This window comes from Pseudacidovorax sp. 1753 (genome assembly GCF_040544975.1).
Lineage (GTDB): Bacteria > Pseudomonadota > Gammaproteobacteria > Burkholderiales > Burkholderiaceae_C > Xenophilus.
In genome coordinates, this window is the sequence record NZ_JBEPKY010000007.1 from 14865 (window position 1) to 31074 (window position 16210).

Annotated in this window: 15 protein-coding genes; 9 read left to right on the plus strand and 6 right to left on the minus strand. The window is 68.1% G+C overall.

Annotation, left to right across the window (positions count from 1 at the left end):
* Window positions 1-2: 2 nt before the first annotated feature.
* Both recN and ABIC63_RS09915 read right to left on the minus strand, forming a co-directional pair.
* Window positions 3-1685 carry a DNA repair protein RecN gene (gene recN / locus ABIC63_RS09910; protein ID WP_354319616.1) on the minus strand — a complete coding sequence of 561 codons (1683 nt, stop codon included), beginning with the start codon at window positions 1683-1685 and terminating at the stop codon, window positions 3-5.
* A complete protein-coding gene (locus tag ABIC63_RS09915; protein WP_354319617.1) occupies window positions 1686-2585 on the minus strand; it encodes an NAD kinase in 900 nt (299 codons plus the stop codon).
* Between the two features lie 96 nt (window positions 2586-2681).
* Between ABIC63_RS09915 and hrcA the strand changes: the two genes are divergently transcribed.
* Window positions 2682-3695 (plus strand): heat-inducible transcriptional repressor HrcA, encoded by a 1014-nt coding sequence (gene hrcA, locus ABIC63_RS09920; RefSeq protein WP_295521924.1) that lies wholly within the window; start codon window positions 2682-2684, stop codon window positions 3693-3695.
* A 62-nt stretch (window positions 3696-3757) separates the two neighbouring features.
* Here the strand turns inward: hrcA and ABIC63_RS09925 are convergent, their stop codons facing one another.
* Window positions 3758-4534, minus strand: coding sequence for a Crp/Fnr family transcriptional regulator (locus ABIC63_RS09925; protein WP_354319618.1), 777 nt, complete (start codon window positions 4532-4534; stop codon window positions 3758-3760).
* 105 nt (window positions 4535-4639) lie between these two features.
* Window positions 4640-7510 (minus strand): adenosylcobalamin-dependent ribonucleoside-diphosphate reductase, encoded by a 2871-nt coding sequence (locus ABIC63_RS09930; RefSeq protein ID WP_294371779.1) that lies wholly within the window; start codon window positions 7508-7510, stop codon window positions 4640-4642.
* A gap of 192 nt (window positions 7511-7702) precedes the next feature.
* Between ABIC63_RS09930 and ABIC63_RS09935 the strand changes: the two genes are divergently transcribed.
* Window positions 7703-8278, plus strand: coding sequence for a PadR family transcriptional regulator (locus ABIC63_RS09935; RefSeq protein WP_294371776.1), 576 nt, complete (start codon window positions 7703-7705; stop codon window positions 8276-8278).
* A gap of 26 nt (window positions 8279-8304) precedes the next feature.
* Complete coding sequence (locus tag ABIC63_RS09940) at window positions 8305-8655, plus strand: DUF3861 domain-containing protein (RefSeq protein WP_294371773.1); 351 nt, start codon at window positions 8305-8307, stop codon at window positions 8653-8655.
* Here ABIC63_RS09940 and ppsR read toward each other — a convergent pair.
* The gene (ppsR, locus tag ABIC63_RS09945) at window positions 8649-9470 is read right to left on the minus strand and encodes a posphoenolpyruvate synthetase regulatory kinase/phosphorylase PpsR (RefSeq protein WP_017757862.1); all 822 of its coding nucleotides are present in this window, start codon (window positions 9468-9470) and stop codon (window positions 8649-8651) included. The two genes, ABIC63_RS09940 and ppsR, sit on opposite strands and share 7 nt — an antisense overlap.
* Window positions 9471-9671: 201 nt before the next feature.
* Between ppsR and ppsA the strand changes: the two genes are divergently transcribed.
* From ppsA to dnaB, 6 genes are all read left to right on the plus strand, one after another.
* The gene (ppsA, locus tag ABIC63_RS09950; RefSeq protein WP_294371769.1) at window positions 9672-12065 is read left to right on the plus strand and encodes a phosphoenolpyruvate synthase; all 2394 of its coding nucleotides are present in this window, start codon (window positions 9672-9674) and stop codon (window positions 12063-12065) included.
* A 240-nt stretch (window positions 12066-12305) separates the two neighbouring features.
* Window positions 12306-12686, plus strand: a complete 381-nt coding sequence (gene rpsF / locus ABIC63_RS09955; protein ID WP_017757860.1) for a 30S ribosomal protein S6 — start codon at window positions 12306-12308, stop codon at window positions 12684-12686.
* A gap of 1 nt (window position 12687) precedes the next feature.
* Window positions 12688-12993, plus strand: coding sequence for a primosomal replication protein N (gene priB, locus ABIC63_RS09960; protein WP_234197001.1), 306 nt, complete (start codon window positions 12688-12690; stop codon window positions 12991-12993).
* A gap of 20 nt (window positions 12994-13013) precedes the next feature.
* Window positions 13014-13295: a 30S ribosomal protein S18 gene (rpsR, locus tag ABIC63_RS09965; RefSeq protein WP_017757858.1), complete on the plus strand. Its 282-nt coding sequence runs from the start codon at window positions 13014-13016 to the stop codon at window positions 13293-13295.
* Between the two features lie 19 nt (window positions 13296-13314).
* A complete protein-coding gene (gene rplI, locus ABIC63_RS09970; RefSeq protein WP_294371745.1) occupies window positions 13315-13767 on the plus strand; it encodes a 50S ribosomal protein L9 in 453 nt (150 codons plus the stop codon).
* Between the two features lie 187 nt (window positions 13768-13954).
* On the plus strand, window positions 13955-15367 hold the full coding sequence (gene dnaB / locus ABIC63_RS09975; protein WP_294371743.1) for a replicative DNA helicase: 1413 nt from the start codon (window positions 13955-13957) through the stop codon (window positions 15365-15367).
* A 139-nt stretch (window positions 15368-15506) separates the two neighbouring features.
* Here dnaB and ABIC63_RS09980 read toward each other — a convergent pair whose 3' ends face one another.
* Window positions 15507-16208: a helix-turn-helix transcriptional regulator gene (locus ABIC63_RS09980; RefSeq protein ID WP_354319619.1), complete on the minus strand. Its 702-nt coding sequence runs from the start codon at window positions 16206-16208 to the stop codon at window positions 15507-15509.
* Window positions 16209-16210: the final 2 nt, after the last annotated feature.

Sequence of the window (16210 nt, forward strand, 5' to 3'; positions counted from 1 at the left end):
CGTCAGCTTTCCTGCGGGCTCAGCATTTCGCGGGCATGGGCGAGCGAGGCGGCCGATACCCGCTCACCGCCCAGCATGCGGGCGATCTCCTGCATGCGGCCTTCGCCGTCGAGCGGCGCGACCGTGCTTTCCGTGACCGGCTGCGGCTTGCCGCCCTGTGCGGTCGCCGCGTTCAGCGTGCGCTTGGCCACGCGCAGATGGTGGTCGGCGCAGGCGGCCACCTGCGGCAGGTGGGTCACCGCCAGCACCTGGCGATCGCGGCCGAGCTGGCGCATCAGGCGACCCACGGTGTCGGCCACCGCGCCGCCGATGCCGGTGTCCACCTCGTCGAAGATCAGCGCCTGCGCTGTGCCCAACTGGCTGGTGGTGACCGCGATGGCCAGTGCGATGCGCGACAGCTCGCCGCCCGAAGCCACCTTGCCCACCGGCCGCGGCGTGCCGCCGGCATGGCCGGCCACGAGGAAGGCGATGTCCTCCATGCCGTGGCGCGCTGGTTGCGGCAGCGGCTGCAGATCGACGGCAAAACGGCCGCCCTGCATGCCCAGGCCCTGCATCGCTTCGGTGATGGCCGCGGCCAGCTTGGGGGCGGCCTTCTTGCGGGCCTGGCCGACGGCGCGTGCCTCCTTGTCGAAGGCCTGGCGCGCCCGCTGCTCGGCCTGCTCCAGCGCGGCCAGGTCGGCCTGGGCTTCCAGCGTCTGCAGTTCCTGCCGCCAGCTGGCGAGCAGGGCGGGCAGCTCCTCGGGGGGGCGGCGGTAGCGGCGGGCCAGTGACATCCACAGGCCCAGGCGCTCGTCCAGCGCCTGCAACTGGTCGGCGTCGGTCTCGGTGCGGCGCAGGTAGCCGTGCAGCGCATGCAGTGCGTCGGAGGCCTGAGCCAGGCTACCGGCAAGTTCGTCGCCCAGCGTCTTGAATTCGGGTTCGATGTGGGCCAGATCCTGCAGGCGGTCGGCGGCGCGCGAGAGCAGAGCCAGGGCGCCCTGTTCGTCCTCTTCCAGCAGGCCGGCGGCGGCCTGCGCGGCGTCGATCAGCGACTGGGCGTTGGCCAGCCGGGTGTGCTGGCTGGAGAGTTCTTCCCACTCGTCGGCGCCGGGCGCCAGCTTGTCGACCTCGCCGATCTGCCACTGCAGGCGTTCGCGCTCGCGCAGCAGGCTTTCCTGCGCATTGCGGGCGGCTTCCAGCGCAGTGCCGGCCTGGCGCCAGCTCTGCCAGGCGGTTTCCAGTGCGGCGGTTCGGACCCCGGCATAGGCGTCCAGCAGGCCGCGCACGGCATCGGGGCGGGTCAGGCTCTGCCACGCATGCTGGCCGTGGATGTCCAGCAGGTGCGCGCCCAGTTCACGCAGCTGCGTGGCGGTGGCCGGGCTTCCGTTGATCCAGCCGCGGCTGCGGCCCTGGGTGTCGACGGTGCGGCGCAGCAGCAGGGTGTCGCCGGCCTCGAAGCCGCCTTCTTCCAGCCAGGTGCCGAGCGCCGGGTCGGCGTCGAATTCGGCGCTCACATCCAGCCGCTCGGCGCCTTCGCGCACGGAACCGGCGTCGGCCCGGTTGCCCAGCGCCAGTTGCAGGGCGTCGATCAGGATCGACTTGCCGGCGCCAGTCTCGCCCGTGAGCACGGTGAAGCCCTCGGCCAGGTCCAGGTCGAGCGCGCGGACGATGACGAAGTCGCGCAGGACGATGCGTCGCAGGGCCACTCAGGAGCCTCCTTCGTTCCAGTGAAGTTTCTTGCGCAGGGTGTCGAAATAGCTCCAGCCGCGCGGATGCAGGAAGCGCACCCTGTGCTCGGAGCGCCGCACCAGCACCTGGTCGCCATGGGCGAGGGAGGCGAGGGACTGCATGTCGAAATTGGCGCTGGCGTCGCGCCCGCCCACCACCTCGACCGAGATCTCCTCGGCGTCGGGCAGCAGGATCGGCCGGTTCGACAGCGTGTGCGGCGCGATCGGCACCATCACCCAGCCGGGGATGGAGGGATGCAGCATCGGCCCGCCCGCCGACAGTGCGTAAGCGGTGGAGCCGGTAGGCGTGGCGATGATCAGGCCGTCGGCACGCTGGTTGGCCACCAGATGCCCGCCGACCGAGACGCGCAGCTCGACCATGCCGGAGGTGGCGCCGCGGTTGACCACCACGTCGTTCATGGCCTGGGCGGTGAACACGACCTCGCTGGCGCGCATGACCCGGGCCTGGATCAGGCTGCGGTGGTCTTCCTCGTACTCGCCGGCCAGCATCGGCGTGAGTGTGGCCTCGTAATGTTCCAGCGGGATGTCGGTGACGAAGCCCAGGCGGCCGCGGTTGATGCCGATCAGCGGCACGCCGTAGCGGGCGAGCTGCCGGCCGATGCCCAGCATGGTGCCGTCGCCGCCGACGACCAGGCCCAGGTCGCACTGCTCGCCGATCTCCTGCACCGTGAGCAGGGGCCAGCGGCCCGCGCGCGGCACGCCGTCCTCGCCGCATTCGGCGCTGCTGCGCTCGAGCACCACGACGCAGCCGCGCGACTCCAGGAACGCCGCAATGCCCTCGATGACGGCATCGCGCTCGCGCGCCGCCGTCGCCTGGTACTTGCCGATGAGCGCCACATGGCGGAAGGGTGCGTGCATGGGGACAAATTACATCACGACACCGGAGGCGTCCCACCGCCTGGCAAGGCCTTGTCCGCCGCCTAGGGATCGCGGGCCGCGGGGTATCATTTGCCGATGCTGGACGACCGCGCCAAGCTGCTGCTCAAGACCCTGGTGGAACGCTACATCGCCGACGGCCAACCCGTCGGCTCGCGCACGCTCTCGCGTGCCGCCGGTCTCGAGCTTTCCCCCGCCACCATCCGCAATGTGATGGCCGACCTCGAGGACCTGGGGCTGATCGTCAGCCCCCACACCTCCGCCGGCCGCATTCCCACTGCGCGCGGCTACCGGCTGTTCGTCGACACCATGCTCACGGCCCAGCGGGCCCAGTTGCAGTCCACGCCGCCGAGCCTGCCGCCGGACCAGCCCCAGAAAGTGATCGCCAGCGCGGCACAGCTGCTGTCGAACCTCTCCCAGTTCGTGGGCGTGGTGATGGCGCCGCGGCGCACGACGGCCTTCCGGCACATCGAATTCCTGCGGCTGTCGGAGCGGCGGCTCCTGGTCATCATCGTCTCGCCCGACGGCGACGTGCAGAACCAGGTGATCTTCACCGACCGGGACTACACCCAGTCGGAGCTGATCGAGACCTCCAACTACCTCACCGCGAACTACGGCGGGCTGTCCATCGAGCAGGTGCGCGACCGCCTCAAGAGCGAGATGGACGGCCTGCGCGCCGAGATCGCCTCGTTGATGCAGGCGGCGGTGCAGGCGAGCTCGCAGGCGTTTTCGCAGGCGCAGGAAGAGGTCATCATCGCTGGCGAGCGCAACCTGCTGGCCGTGAGCGACTTCTCCAGCGACATGGGCCAGTTGCGCCGTGCCTTCGAGTTGTTCGAGCAGAAGGCCGAGCTGATGCGGTTGCTGGACATGTCCAGCAAGTCCGACGGCGTGCGCATCTTCATTGGCGGCGAAAGCCAGGTGGTGCCGTACGAAGAGCTGTCGGTCGTCAGTGCCAACTACGAAGTCAACGGCGAGGTGGTCGGCACCCTGGGCGTGATCGGACCGACCCGCATGCCCTATGACCGCATGATCCAGATCGTGGACATCACTTCCCGCTTGGTCAGCAACGCGCTGAGCCACAACAACAAGTAGCCGTTCGGCGCCGCGCCGACATGGCGTAGAGAGACGGGGCACGCCGTTCGGACGACCGCGGATCAGCGCGCCGGCGCTTCCCCCGCCAGCGCCTGCAGCGCCGGCACGTCGCGGATCAGTACGACGTAGCCATGCATCTCGATGCATCCCAGTTCCACCAGTCGCCGGAAGCAGCGGGACAGCGTGGCCTGTGCCATCACCAGCTGGCGCGCAATGGAGCGCTTCTGCACCGGCAATCGCACCGAGCGGTCCTTGCCGGCGGCTTCGAAAGGTTCGCGCAGCAGCCAGGCGGCCAGGCGCCCCAGCACGTCCTTGGTGGCCAATTCGTGCCGCCCGTCCGTCAGTTGGCGGATGCGCTCGGCCATCACCAGGCCGACGGCGCGCTGAAGGGCCGGATCCTGCCGAGCGGCTTCCAGCAGGTGCTCCAGCGGCAGTGCGGCCAGGGTGACGCGAGCCGGACACACGGCTGACTCGATCCAGTCCGACTCCAGCCAGGCGGAGGCGAGATCCAGCCACTGGCCCGGGCCGAGAACGCGGTTCTCGACCAGACCCCCATCCGCACCAATGCGGCCGACCACGATGCGGCCTTCGGCAACGAGCCACCACGACGGTGGATGGTTGTCCGGCATGGCGGCGATGGCGCCCTTGGGCAGCACATGCAGGCGCAGGGCGCCGGCCAGCCGCTCCAGCGTGGCCGGTGCTGGCTCGCGGGGGGCGAAGGCGCCGCGCAACAAGGGCACGCCGGACAGGACGACCGGCCGCCGCCCGGTGGCGGCTTTCCAGCGCCGCGCTTCGGGGCGCGGTGCGTCGGAGGTCAGGGAAGACAGGGCCGGCAGCATGAAAGGTCGGGGTGGCGTCAGGTGGTCGATGCCCGACTCTGCCCACGATGCGACCGCGCTGCCTTGAGCCAGCGCAAGGGTTGGCGGATCGGCCGCCGCCCGCCATCAGCCGCACAGTCCGGTGAAGCCGCAGGCGGTACAGAAGCTGCAGCCATCCTTGCGGATCAGGGTGGCGTTGCCGCATTCGGGGCAGGCGGCGCCGGCCATGGCCTGCTGCACGCCCGGCGCTGTGACGGCAGGGGCGGCCAGGATGCCCATCTCCTGAAGCGGAAAGCCTTCCTCGTCCAGCACACCGAGCATGGCGTAGCGATGGATCACCAGCCGCGCCAGGTAGGCCACGGTCGAGGGCCAGGTCTGCTGCCGCCGCACCTTCGGATCCAGGCTGGGCACGAAGGCCATGAAGTGGCCCAGCGGCTCGGCATAGCTCAGCAGCTTGCGCAGCTTCATGCCAATCCATGCCGGGTCGATCACCCGCATGTCCAGCGACAGCACGCGCGCCAGTCCGTCGAGCGCGCGCGGATAGTTGCCCGAGAAGCCCAGGGCGCAGGGCCGGGTGTGGGTGGCGCCGCTGGGGCTGGGCAGCAGCACCTCCTTGAGCGTGAGGGTGAAGGCTTCGCCCGTGGCCGGGTTCTCGATGTCCACGGCCCAGGCCAGCGTGCCGGAGGGGCCGGTGTGCGGCTCGTCCAGGCTGAACAGGGCGTCGAGCACCGGCGTGCCGGGCGCGGGCGGGTTCCACAGACCCAACTGCTCGCAGCGCCAGCGCAGCACGGCGGCGGTGGCGGCAACCACGCCGGGGAATGTGCGCACCTCGCCATGGGGTGGGAAGGGCATGTCGAAGGGGCGCTCCTCCTGCACGGTGGCCAGCGCGTCGAGCTTGAGGCGCACCCATTCGGCGTCGCGCGCCCGCAGGTCCATCGACAGCGTCTTGGCCAGGGCGCCCAGGCCGCGGGGCTGCTCGGCGCCGTTGACCCACACCTCGAAGGGCAGCGGCCGGGCGCCCTCGCCGCCGTCCGGGGCTTCGCCGACGAAAAGCGCGAACTGCCCGTGCGGATGCCGAACCATGGTGCACCAGGCCGCATTGCCGGCGGGAAAGTCCGGCCGGCCGGGCCAGCGCAGCGAGGCCAGCACCGGCTCGCGCGGCAGGCGATCCAGCGCCAGGCGGCGGTCGGCGATGCCCGGCGCGGGCAGGGCGGCGTCCGGCTGCGGCACGCTGAGCACGGCGCCCAGCACGGCATTGGGCCGGTAGGTGGCCAGGCCCTTCAGGCCGGACTGCCACGCCTGCAGGTAAAGATCCTGGAAGGCCGCGTAGGGATAGTCTGCCGGCACGTTCACCGTCTTGCTGATCGAGGTGTCGATGAAGGGCGCGACGGCCGCCACCATGGCCGCATGCGACTGGGCGCTCATCTCCAGCGCCGTGACAAAGGCGGGCGGCAAAGGCGCGTCCGGCCCGCGCAAGTGGCGGAACAGGCGCCAGGCATGGTCCTCCACCGCGAATTCCTGGAAGGTGCCGTCGGCCATGCGCTTCTTGCGCTGGTACGTCCAGCTGAACGGCGGCTCGATGCCATTGCTGGCGTTGTCGGCAAAGGCCAGGCTGATGGTGCCGGTCGGCGCGATCGACAGCAGGTGCGAGTTGCGCAGGCCGTGGCGGCGGATGCGCTCCCGCAGCGCCGCCGGCAGGCGCGCGGCGAAGCGCCCGCGCTGCAGGTAGAGGTCGGCATTGAACAGGGAGAAGGCGCCACGCTCGCGCGCCAGTTCGGCGGAGGCGGCATAGGCCGCGTCGCGCAGCCGCTCGGCGATGCGCGCCGCCATCTGCCGCGCCGGCGCCTCGTCGTAGCGCAGCCCGAGCATGGCCAGCGCATCGCCCAGTCCGGTGAAGCCCAGGCCGATGCGGCGCTTGGCCATCGCTTCCTCGCGCTGGCGGGGCAGGGGCCAGAGCGACACGTCGAGCACGTTGTCCAGCATGCGCACGCAGGTGGGGATGAGCGCGTCGAAGGCCGCCTCGTCGAAGCGTGCCTCGGGCTCGAAGGGCTGGCGCACGAAGCGCGTCAGGTCGATGGAGCCCAGGCAGCAGCAGCCGTAGGGCGGCAGCGGCTGCTCGGCGCAGGGATTGGTGGCGGAGATGGTCTCGCAGTAGCCGAGGTTGTTGTTGGCATTGATGCGGTCCAGGAAGAGCGCGCCCGGTTCGGCGTGGTCGTAGGTGGCGCGCATGATCTGGTCCCACAGCGCACGTGCGGGTACGCGGCGGTAGACCCAGGCGCCATCGCCACGTGGATGGGCACCTTCGGCCTTCTGCGCCTCGCCAGGCTCGGCGCGGTGCACCAGCTCGATTTCGGCATCGGCCTGCACGGCCTGCATGAAGGCGTCGGTGATGCCGACCGAGATGTTGAAGTTGCGCAGGTCGCCCGCGTCCTTCGCGTGGATGAATTCCTCCACGTCCGGATGGTCGCAGCGCAGCACGGCCATCTGGGCGCCCCGGCGCGCGCCGGCCGATTCCACCGTCTCGCAGGAGCGGTCGAACACGCGCATGTAGCTCACCGGGCCTGAGGCGCTCGATTGGGTGCTGCGCACCCGTGCGCCCTTGGGGCGGATGCGCGAGAAGTCGTAGCCCACGCCGCCGCCGCGCCGCATGGTCTCGGCCGCTTCGGTCAGGGCCGTGTAGATGCCGGGATGGCCTTCATCGTCCTCGGCGATGGAATCGCCGACCGGCTGGACGAAGCAGTTGATGAGCGTGGCTTCCAGCGTGGTGCCGGCGGCCGAAAGGATGCGCCCAGCGGGGATGAAGCCAGCCTCCAGCGCATCGACGAAGACGTTTTCGAAATGGGCGCGGCGCTCCGGTGCCTCGACGGCAGCCAGCGCCTGGGCCACCCGCCGCCGGACGTCGCCGACTTCGCGTTCGTCACCCTTGGCGTATTTCTCGCGCAGCACGTCCTGGCTGATGGCCTGGGCGGGCAGGACGGTGCAGTTCAGGATGGGCATGGGCAACTCCTGTTGGGTGGCGGCCGCTGTAGTGCCCGGCAGGCAAGCGGCAGCGATCGGGTGAACTGTATGAAAAACCAGCCCTTCGGTCTGTCGGAAAACCACTCTGCTGCCGTGGGCTGTAGCTTTGTCGTTTTTCTTGATCTTTCAAGATATATCATTGATTCATCTTGAGCTTTCCGAAGGATTCGCATGACTGAAGAATGGATGCACCCGGGGCGCGGCGGCGGTCGAGGCCATGGCCATCGGCGTTCAGGTGCCGACACGCTGGCCGAGGGGGCGATGGAGGGCCGCGGTGGCGGCCGGCGCCCGCGCCAGTTGGAGCCCGGCGACCTTCGCCTGCTGATGCTCCATGCGCTGGCCGCCCAGCCGAGCCATGGCTATGAGCTGATCAAGGCGATCGGGGAGTGGGTGGGCGGCGACTACACCCCCAGCCCGGGAACCGTCTATCCGACGCTGGCGTTGCTGGAGGACCTGGGCCTTGCCCGCTCGGAAGCCAGCGATGGCGGCCGCAAGCGCTTCCATCTGACGCCCCAGGGCGAGGCGGAACGTGCTGCGCAGGCGTCGGCCATCGAGGCGGTGCTGGAGCGCCTGGCGCAGGCGCGAGCCCGCGCCCACGCGCGCCGCTTGCCCGAGATCCGCCGTGCCATGGAGAACCTGAAGATGGCGCTGCGCCTGCGCCTGGAAGGCGAGATGGAGTCGACGGAACTGGTTCGTCGACTCGCCGAGATCATCGACCGCGCCGCGGTCGAGGTGGAACGCGCCTGAGTGGCGCCCCGACAGAGAGACCGACCATGAAACAACACCGCTACCGAATCACCGTCGAACACCTGGCCGATGCGCACGGCAACCCGTCCACTCACCCCGAGCCGCTGCGCTTCGAGGCCGGCAACCACGACGACATCCTCGCCATCGCTGAGCGCATGCGCGGCCGCGGCGAATTCCCGCCCGACACGGCCAACGCGCTGGCGGTGGGCCTGAAGCTGTTCAGCGAGGTGATGCTGGAGAACCGAGGCCATCCACTCTTCGCGGATTTCGCGCCGCACTTCCGTGCCTTCATGCAGCACCTGAAGAAGAGCCCGCAACGGCTGGGGGGCGATGCGCCGGCGGCCGACGTTTCGCCTGCAGCCGGCCAGGCTCAGTAGTTGAGCCGCTCCGGCCGCAGCTCCTGCAGGATGGTTGTCGCGATCTCTTCGATGGACTTGGTGGTGGTCGACAGCCAGCGGATGCCGGCCCGGCGCATCATGGCCTCGGCCTCGCTCACCTCGTAGCGGCAGTTCTCGATGCTGGCGTAACGCGAATTGGGCCGCCGCTCGTTGCGGATCTCGGCCAGCCGCTCGGGCTGGATGGTCAGCCCGAAGATTTTCTTGCGGAAGGCGATCAGCGCCGGCGGCAACTGCCGGCGGTCGAAGTCCTCGGGGATCAGCGGATAGTTGGCCGCCTTCAAGCCGTGCTGCATGGCCAGGTAGAGCGAGGTCGGCGTCTTGCCGCTGCGGCTCACGCCCACGAGGATGACGTCCGCCGCCTCCAGGTCCGCATGGCTCTGGCCATCGTCGTGCTGCAGGCTGAAGTCGATGGCGGCGATGCGGTCGTGGTATTCCTTGCTCTTGCTGATGTCCGAGAAGCGGCCGATGCGGTGGTTGGACTTCATCGCCAACTCGATCTCCAGCGGTCGCACGAAGGTGCCGAAGAGGTCGAGCAGCATGCCCTTGCAGCCAGTCTCGATCACCTCCAACACTTCCATGTTGGCCAGGGTGGTGAAGACGATGGGCCGGTAGCCTTCGAGCTCGGCCGTGTGGTTGATCTGGCGCACCGCCTGGTGGGCCTTGTCCACCGTGTCCGTGAAGGGCATGCGCACATGGCGTGCCTTGAGTTCGAACTGGTTGAGCACGGCATTGCCGAAGGTCTCGGCGGTGATGCCGGTGCCGTCCGAAACGAAGAAAACGGTGCGCTTGTGCATGGGGCGGCCTGTAGTTTCTGTCCTGCGGCGCCGGCTCGGGCCGGCCCCTACAATCCCGCAGATTATCGGCGCGCGCCCTCCGTGCGCCTCACCCGCATCCCTTCCCATGCAGTCGCCCCGCGCACCCAGAGCAAGAAGAACGATCGCGCCCGGCTGCCCGCTGCATGGAACGCACCGCTTTTTAAACTCCGGAGTCTTCCCATGTCTGCCCTGTTCGAAGCGACCGCCCTGGTCGTCCCCTTCGAAAACCTGAGGATGAGCGATGTCGAGGCCGTTGGCGGCAAGAACGCCAGCCTCGGCGAGATGATTTCCCAGCTGCCCGAGGGCGTGCGCGTGCCCACCGGCTTCGCCACCACCGCCCATGCCTTCCGCGAGTTCCTCGCGCACGAAGGCCTGACGCAGCGCATCAGCCAGCGCCTGGCCACCCTGGACATCGAGGACGTGCGCGCCCTGGCCGCCGCCGGCGCCGAGATCCGCGGCTGGATCGAGGCGCAGCCCTTCCCCGCCGACCTCGAAAGGGCCGTGCGCGAGCACTTCGCCAAGCTGAGCGCGGGCAACGACCAAGCCAGCTTCGCGGTGCGTTCCTCGGCCACTGCCGAGGATCTCCCCGACGCTTCCTTCGCCGGCCAGCAGGAGACCTTCCTGAACGTCGTCGGCATCGAGGACGTGCTGCACAAGATGAAGGAGGTGTTCGCCTCTCTCTACAACGACCGTGCCATCAGCTACCGCGTCCACAAGGGCTTTGCCCACGACGTGGTGGCCCTGTCGGCCGGCGTACAGCGCATGGTCCGCTCCGACCTGGGTGCCGCAGGCGTGATGTTCACCATCGACACCGAATCGGGCTTCGACCAGGTCGTCTTCATCACCTCCAGCTACGGTCTGGGTGAGACGGTGGTGCAGGGCGCCGTCAACCCCGACGAGTTCTACGTCCACAAGCCGATGCTCGAAGCCGGCAAACGCGCGGTGATCCGCCGCAACCTGGGCTCCAAGCTGATCCAGATGGAATTCGCCACGCCCGAGGAGAAGAAGGCCTCGGGCAAGCTGGTCAAGACCACCGACGTCAAGACCGAACTGCGCAACCGCTATTCGCTGACCGATGCCGAGGTGGAGCAACTGGCGAAGTACGCCATGGTCATCGAGAAGCACTACGGCCGCCCGATGGACATCGAGTGGGGCAAGGACGGCACCGACGGCCAGCTCTACATCCTGCAGGCCCGTCCCGAGACGGTGAAGAGCCAGCAGCAGGGCAAGGTCGAGCAGCGCTTCAAGCTCAAGGGCAAGAGTGCCGTGCTGGCGGAAGGCCGCGCCATCGGCCAGAAGATCGGGACCGGCCCCGTGCGCCTGGTGCACAGCATCAGCGAGATGGACAAGGTGCAGGCCGGCGACGTGCTGGTCACCGACATGACCGACCCCAACTGGGAGCCGGTGATGAAGCGCGCCAGCGCCATCGTCACCAACCGCGGCGGCCGCACCTGCCATGCGGCGATCATCGCGCGCGAACTGGGCATTCCGGCCGTTGTGGGCTGCGGCGACGCCACCAGCCTGCTCAAGGACGGCACGCTGGTCACCGTGAGCTGCGCTGAGGGCGACACCGGCCACATCTACGACGGCCTGCTGGAGACCGAGGTCACCGAGGTCCAGCGCGGCGAGATGCCCAAGATCCCGACCAAGATCATGATGAACGTGGGCAACCCGCAGCTCGCCTTCGACTTCGCCCAGCTGCCCAACGAAGGCGTGGGCCTGGCGCGGCTGGAATTCATCATCAACAACAACATCGGCGTGCATCCCAAGGCCATCCTGGACTATCCGCAGGTCGATCCCGACCTGAAGAAGGCCGTGGAATCGGTGGCCCGCGGCCATGCCTCGCCCAAGGCCTTCTACGTCGACAAGGTGGCCGAGGGCGTGGCCACCATCGCGGCGGCCTTCTGGCCCAAGCCGGTGATCGTGCGCCTGTCGGACTTTAAGTCCAACGAGTACCGCAAGCTGATCGGTGGCAGCCGCTACGAGCCGGAGGAAGAGAACCCCATGCTGGGCTTCCGCGGCGCGGCGCGCTACATCAGCGCCGAGTTCGGCGAGGCCTTCGCCATGGAGTGCGAGGCGCTCAAGCGCGTGCGCAACGAGATGGGCCTGACCAACGTGCAGATCATGGTGCCCTTCGTGCGCACGCTGAAGCAGGCCGAGCGCGTGACCACGCTGCTGGGCGAGCACGGCCTCAAGCGCGGCGAGAACGAGCTCAAGATCATCATGATGTGCGAGGTTCCCAGCAACGCCATCCTGGCGGACGAGTTCCTGCAGTACTTCGACGGCTTCTCGATCGGCTCGAACGACCTGACGCAGCTCACCCTGGGCCTGGACCGCGATTCCGGCCTGGAACTGCTGGCGGCGGACTTCGACGAACGCGACCCGGCGGTGCAGGCCATGCTGTCGCGCGCCATCGAGGCCTGCAAGAAGCAGGGCAAGTACGTGGGCATCTGCGGCCAGGGCCCCAGTGACCATCCCGACTTCGCCCTGTGGCTGGCGGACCAGGGCATCGCATCGATCTCGCTCAACCCGGACAGCGTGATCGAGACTTGGCAGCGACTGGCGCAGCGCTGATCGCAGCCTTCAGCGCTGCGAGACCGACCCGGCATGTCGCCGGGACGGACGCACATTGAAAAGGGCGGCCCGTCTGTGCGGGCCGCCTTTGTCTTTGCAGGTTCTGGAACTAAGCTGGCGAGGTTGGCCTGTTCCGGTATATACTCGTGGGCTTTCCCTTGCCACACTGCCTGGACGCGGCGGGTGGCTTTTCTGGACCTCGCGCATGCGCGCCTGGTCCGCAAACCCCCAAGGAGTGTCATGCGTCACTACGAAATCATTCTGCTGATCCATCCGGATCAAAGCGAGCAGGTTCCGGCCATGCTGGAGCGTTACAAGGGCATGATCGCCGCCGGCAACGGCAAGGTGCATCGTGTCGAAGACTGGGGCCGCCGCCAGCTGGCCTACCAGATCAACAAGCTGAACAAGGCCCACTACCTGTGCGTCAACATCGAGGCCGACCAGGCCGTGATGTCCGAACTGGAGCATGCCTTCAAGTTCAACGACGCCGTGCTGCGCCACCTGACCGTGCTGAAGAAGAAGGCCGACACCGGCCCCTCCTCGATGATGAAGACCGTCGAGCGCGAGGAAGCCCGCAAGGCCCAGCAGGCCGAGTACGCCGCCAACAACAGCAGCAACTGATGTGGCTGCGCCCGCGGCGGCCAACCATCTGCTCCTGACGGCCTGCATCGAAGAGATCGCCGCCTTGCGTTTCACCCCGGCCGGGCTCCCGGCCATCGACCTGCGGCTCGACCATGAGTCGACCCAGGACGAAGCCGGACAGACCCGGCAGGTGAAGGCGGCACTCAAGGCAGTGGCCTTTGGCGCAGTGGCCGAGCGGCTCGCGCGGCAGGCGCTGGGCAGCCAGTGGCGGTTCCAGGGTTTCCTGGCCAACCCCCGCAACGGCAAGCACCCGGTGCTCCACGTCACGGATTTTCAGCAAGATTAATTTTCGACAGAGGTCCCTCCATGGCCACGTTCAAGAAATTCAACAAGGACAAGCGTCCGAAGCGCAACACCCAGTCGCTGCTGTTCAAGCGCAAGCGTTTCTGCCGCTTCACCGTCGCCGGTGTCGAAGAGATCGACTACAAGGACATCGACACCCTGCGCGACTTCGTTGGCGAGAACGGCAAGATCGTCCCCGCCCGCCTGACCGGCACCCGCGCCATCTACCAGCGTCAGCTGAACACCGCGATCAAGCGCGCCCGCTTCCTCGCGATGCTGCCGTACAGCGACCAGCACCGCGTCTGAGCCGGAAGGAGTACATCCCATGCAAGTCATTCTTCTGGACAAGATCGTCAACCTCGGTGCGCTTGGCGACATCGTCAAGGTCAAGGACGGTTACGCCCGCAACTTCCTGATCCCCACCGGCCGTGCCCGCCGCGCCACCGAATCGGCCAAGGCCGAGTTCGAAGCCAAGCGTGTCGAGCTGGAAAAGGCTGCCGCCGCCAAGCTGGCTGAAGCCCAGTCCCAAGGTGAGAAGCTGTCTGGCTCCACCGTCAAGCTGACCCAGAAGGCCGGCGTCGATGGCCGCCTGTTCGGCTCGGTGACCAACCACGACATCGCCGACGAACTGAAGAAGTCCGGCTACGACGTGGCCAAGTCGCAGGTCCGCCTGCCCAACGGCCCGATCAAGACCGTTGGCGACACCACGGTGAGCGTGGCCCTGCACACGGACGTGGTCGTCGAGATCACCGTCACGGTCTACGGCGAAACCGCCTGATCCCCCTGCGAACGGCCGGCGGATTTCCGCCCGCCTTCACATCCCAAGGCCGCCTCCGGGCGGCCTTCTCATTGGCGCACCGGCCAGTTGTCCCGGCCTGCGCACCGGAAGCCCACGGGTTGTCCCCAGACTTATCCCGTGACTCGGCTGCCATGGCGGCCTAGCATCGCCGCCTGCACTGCACGCCATGTCCGCTGTCTTTTCTCCCTTTGCTCCCAACGATCCTTCCGGTGACCGCCAGGTGGCGCAGCTGCGCGTGCCGCCGAACTCGGTGGAAGCCGAATCCAGCGTGCTGGGCGGCCTGCTGCTCGACAACAGCGCCTGGGACCGCGTGGGCGACCTGCTCACCGATGGCGACTTCTACCGTCACGAGCACAAGCTGATCTTTGGCGCCGTCGGCCAGCTGATCAACGGCAACAAGCCGGCGGACGTGATCACGGTGCACGAGCACCTGCAGAACCTCGGGCAGTCCGAGGAAACGGGCGGCTTGGCCTACCTCAACTCGCTGGCCCAATTCGTGCCCAGCGCGAGCAACATCCGCCGCTACGCCGAGATCGTGCGCGAGCGGGCAGTGCTGCGAAAGCTGATCTCCGCCGCCGACGAGATCTCCACCGCCGCCTTCAATCCGCAGGGCAAGGCCGTCGACAAGATCCTGGACGAGGCCGAGCAGAAGATCTTCAACATCGGCGAAGAGGGCTCGCGCAACAAGCAGGGCTTCCACAGCATGGACTCGCTGGTGGTCGAGCTGCTGGATCGCGTGACCGAGATGGCCGACAACCCCAACGACATCACTGGGGTGCCGACCGGCTTCTACGACTTCGACCGCATGACCTCGGGCATGCAGGCTGGCGACATGATCGTGCTGGCAGCGCGCCCGTCCATGGGCAAGACCTCGCTGGCCATCAACATCGCCGAGCACGTGGCGCTCAACGAGGGCCTGCCGGTGGCGGTGTTCTCGATGGAAATGGGTGCCGCTCAGCTGGCCATCCGTATCGTGGGCTCCATCGGCCGCATCGACCAGGGGCACCTGCGCACAGGCAAGCTGACCGACGAGGAATGGCCGCGCCTGACCGAGGCCATCGAGAAGCTGCGTAACATCTCGCTGCACATCGATGAGACCCCGGGCCTGTCCACGAGCGAGTTGCGTGCCAATGCGCGACGCCTCGCGCGCCAGTGCGGCCAACTGGGCCTGATCGTGGTCGACTACCTGCAGCTGATGAGCGTGTCGGGCGGCATGGCCGACGAGAACCGCGCGACGGCCGTGGGCGAGATCTCGCGTGGCCTCAAGATGCTGGCCAAGGAACTCAAGTGCCCGGTGATCGCGTTGTCGCAGTTGTCGCGCGGCGTGGAAAGCCGCACTGACAAGCGTCCGATGATGAGCGACCTGCGCGAATCGGGCGCCATCGAGCAGGATGCGGACGTGATCATGTTCATCTACCGCGACGACTACTACAACAAGGACTCCAAGGAGCCCGGCGTCGCCGAAGTGATCATCGCCAAGCAGCGGAACGGCCCGACCGGCACGGTGAAGCTGGCCTTCCTGAAGCCGTTGACCAAGTTCGAGAACCTGGCAGGCGGCTTCGGGGGCGATGACTTCTGAGTAGGAGCGACCGCCGACTCGCTGGTGAATGCGCACGTCGCGAGGCCGGCGTGGCTGGAGGCGCTCCCGATGCTGCATATGCGGCGCGCCGTCGTGGCAATCGGCACGCTCTATTTCTTGAACGTCGCCGGTCGGCCGCTCAGATGCTGCGGTCGTCCGCGCAGTTGGCTTCGATCCGGCGGCGCAGGTCGGCCAGTGTGCGACCGGGCTCGTCCCTGAAGCCTTCCTCCAGCATCCGCGCATCGCTGATCCGGTCCATGCGGAAGGCGCGGAAGTCCTGCCTCAGCTCGCACCAGGCGGCCAGCGTCCAGACCTTGCCCCAATAGAAGCAGCCCAGCGGACGCACCTGGCGCTCGCTGGGCTTGCCGCCCTCGTCGCGATAGTCGAGCCAGAGCTTGCGGCGCGCCTGCGCCGCCTCGCGCAGGGTGCGCAGGTGGATCCGGGTCACGTCGTCCAGGGCAATGGCAGGCGCGTACAGCGCGAGCGATTCGGCGGCCGCCCGCGCCGTTGGCGGCAGCACCGACAGGATCTTGCCCAACGCACTGTCGATGTTGTCGCCCAGCGCCGGATCGACCCAGCTTTGCGCCAGCCGTGCCGCAGCCACCAGCGCCCGGGCCTCATCCTGCGTGAACATCAGCGGCGGCAGATCGAAACCCTGGCCCAGCCGGTAGCCGATGCCCGCTTCGCCCTCGAGTGGCACACCTTGGCGCTGCAGGTCGGCGATGTCGCGGTAGACGGTGCGCTCCGACACCTCCAGCCGCCCGGCCAGGAAGGCGGCGGTGGTCAGCCGACGGCCGCGGATCAGCTGGACGATCTGGAACAGGCGGTCGGCACGGCGCATGG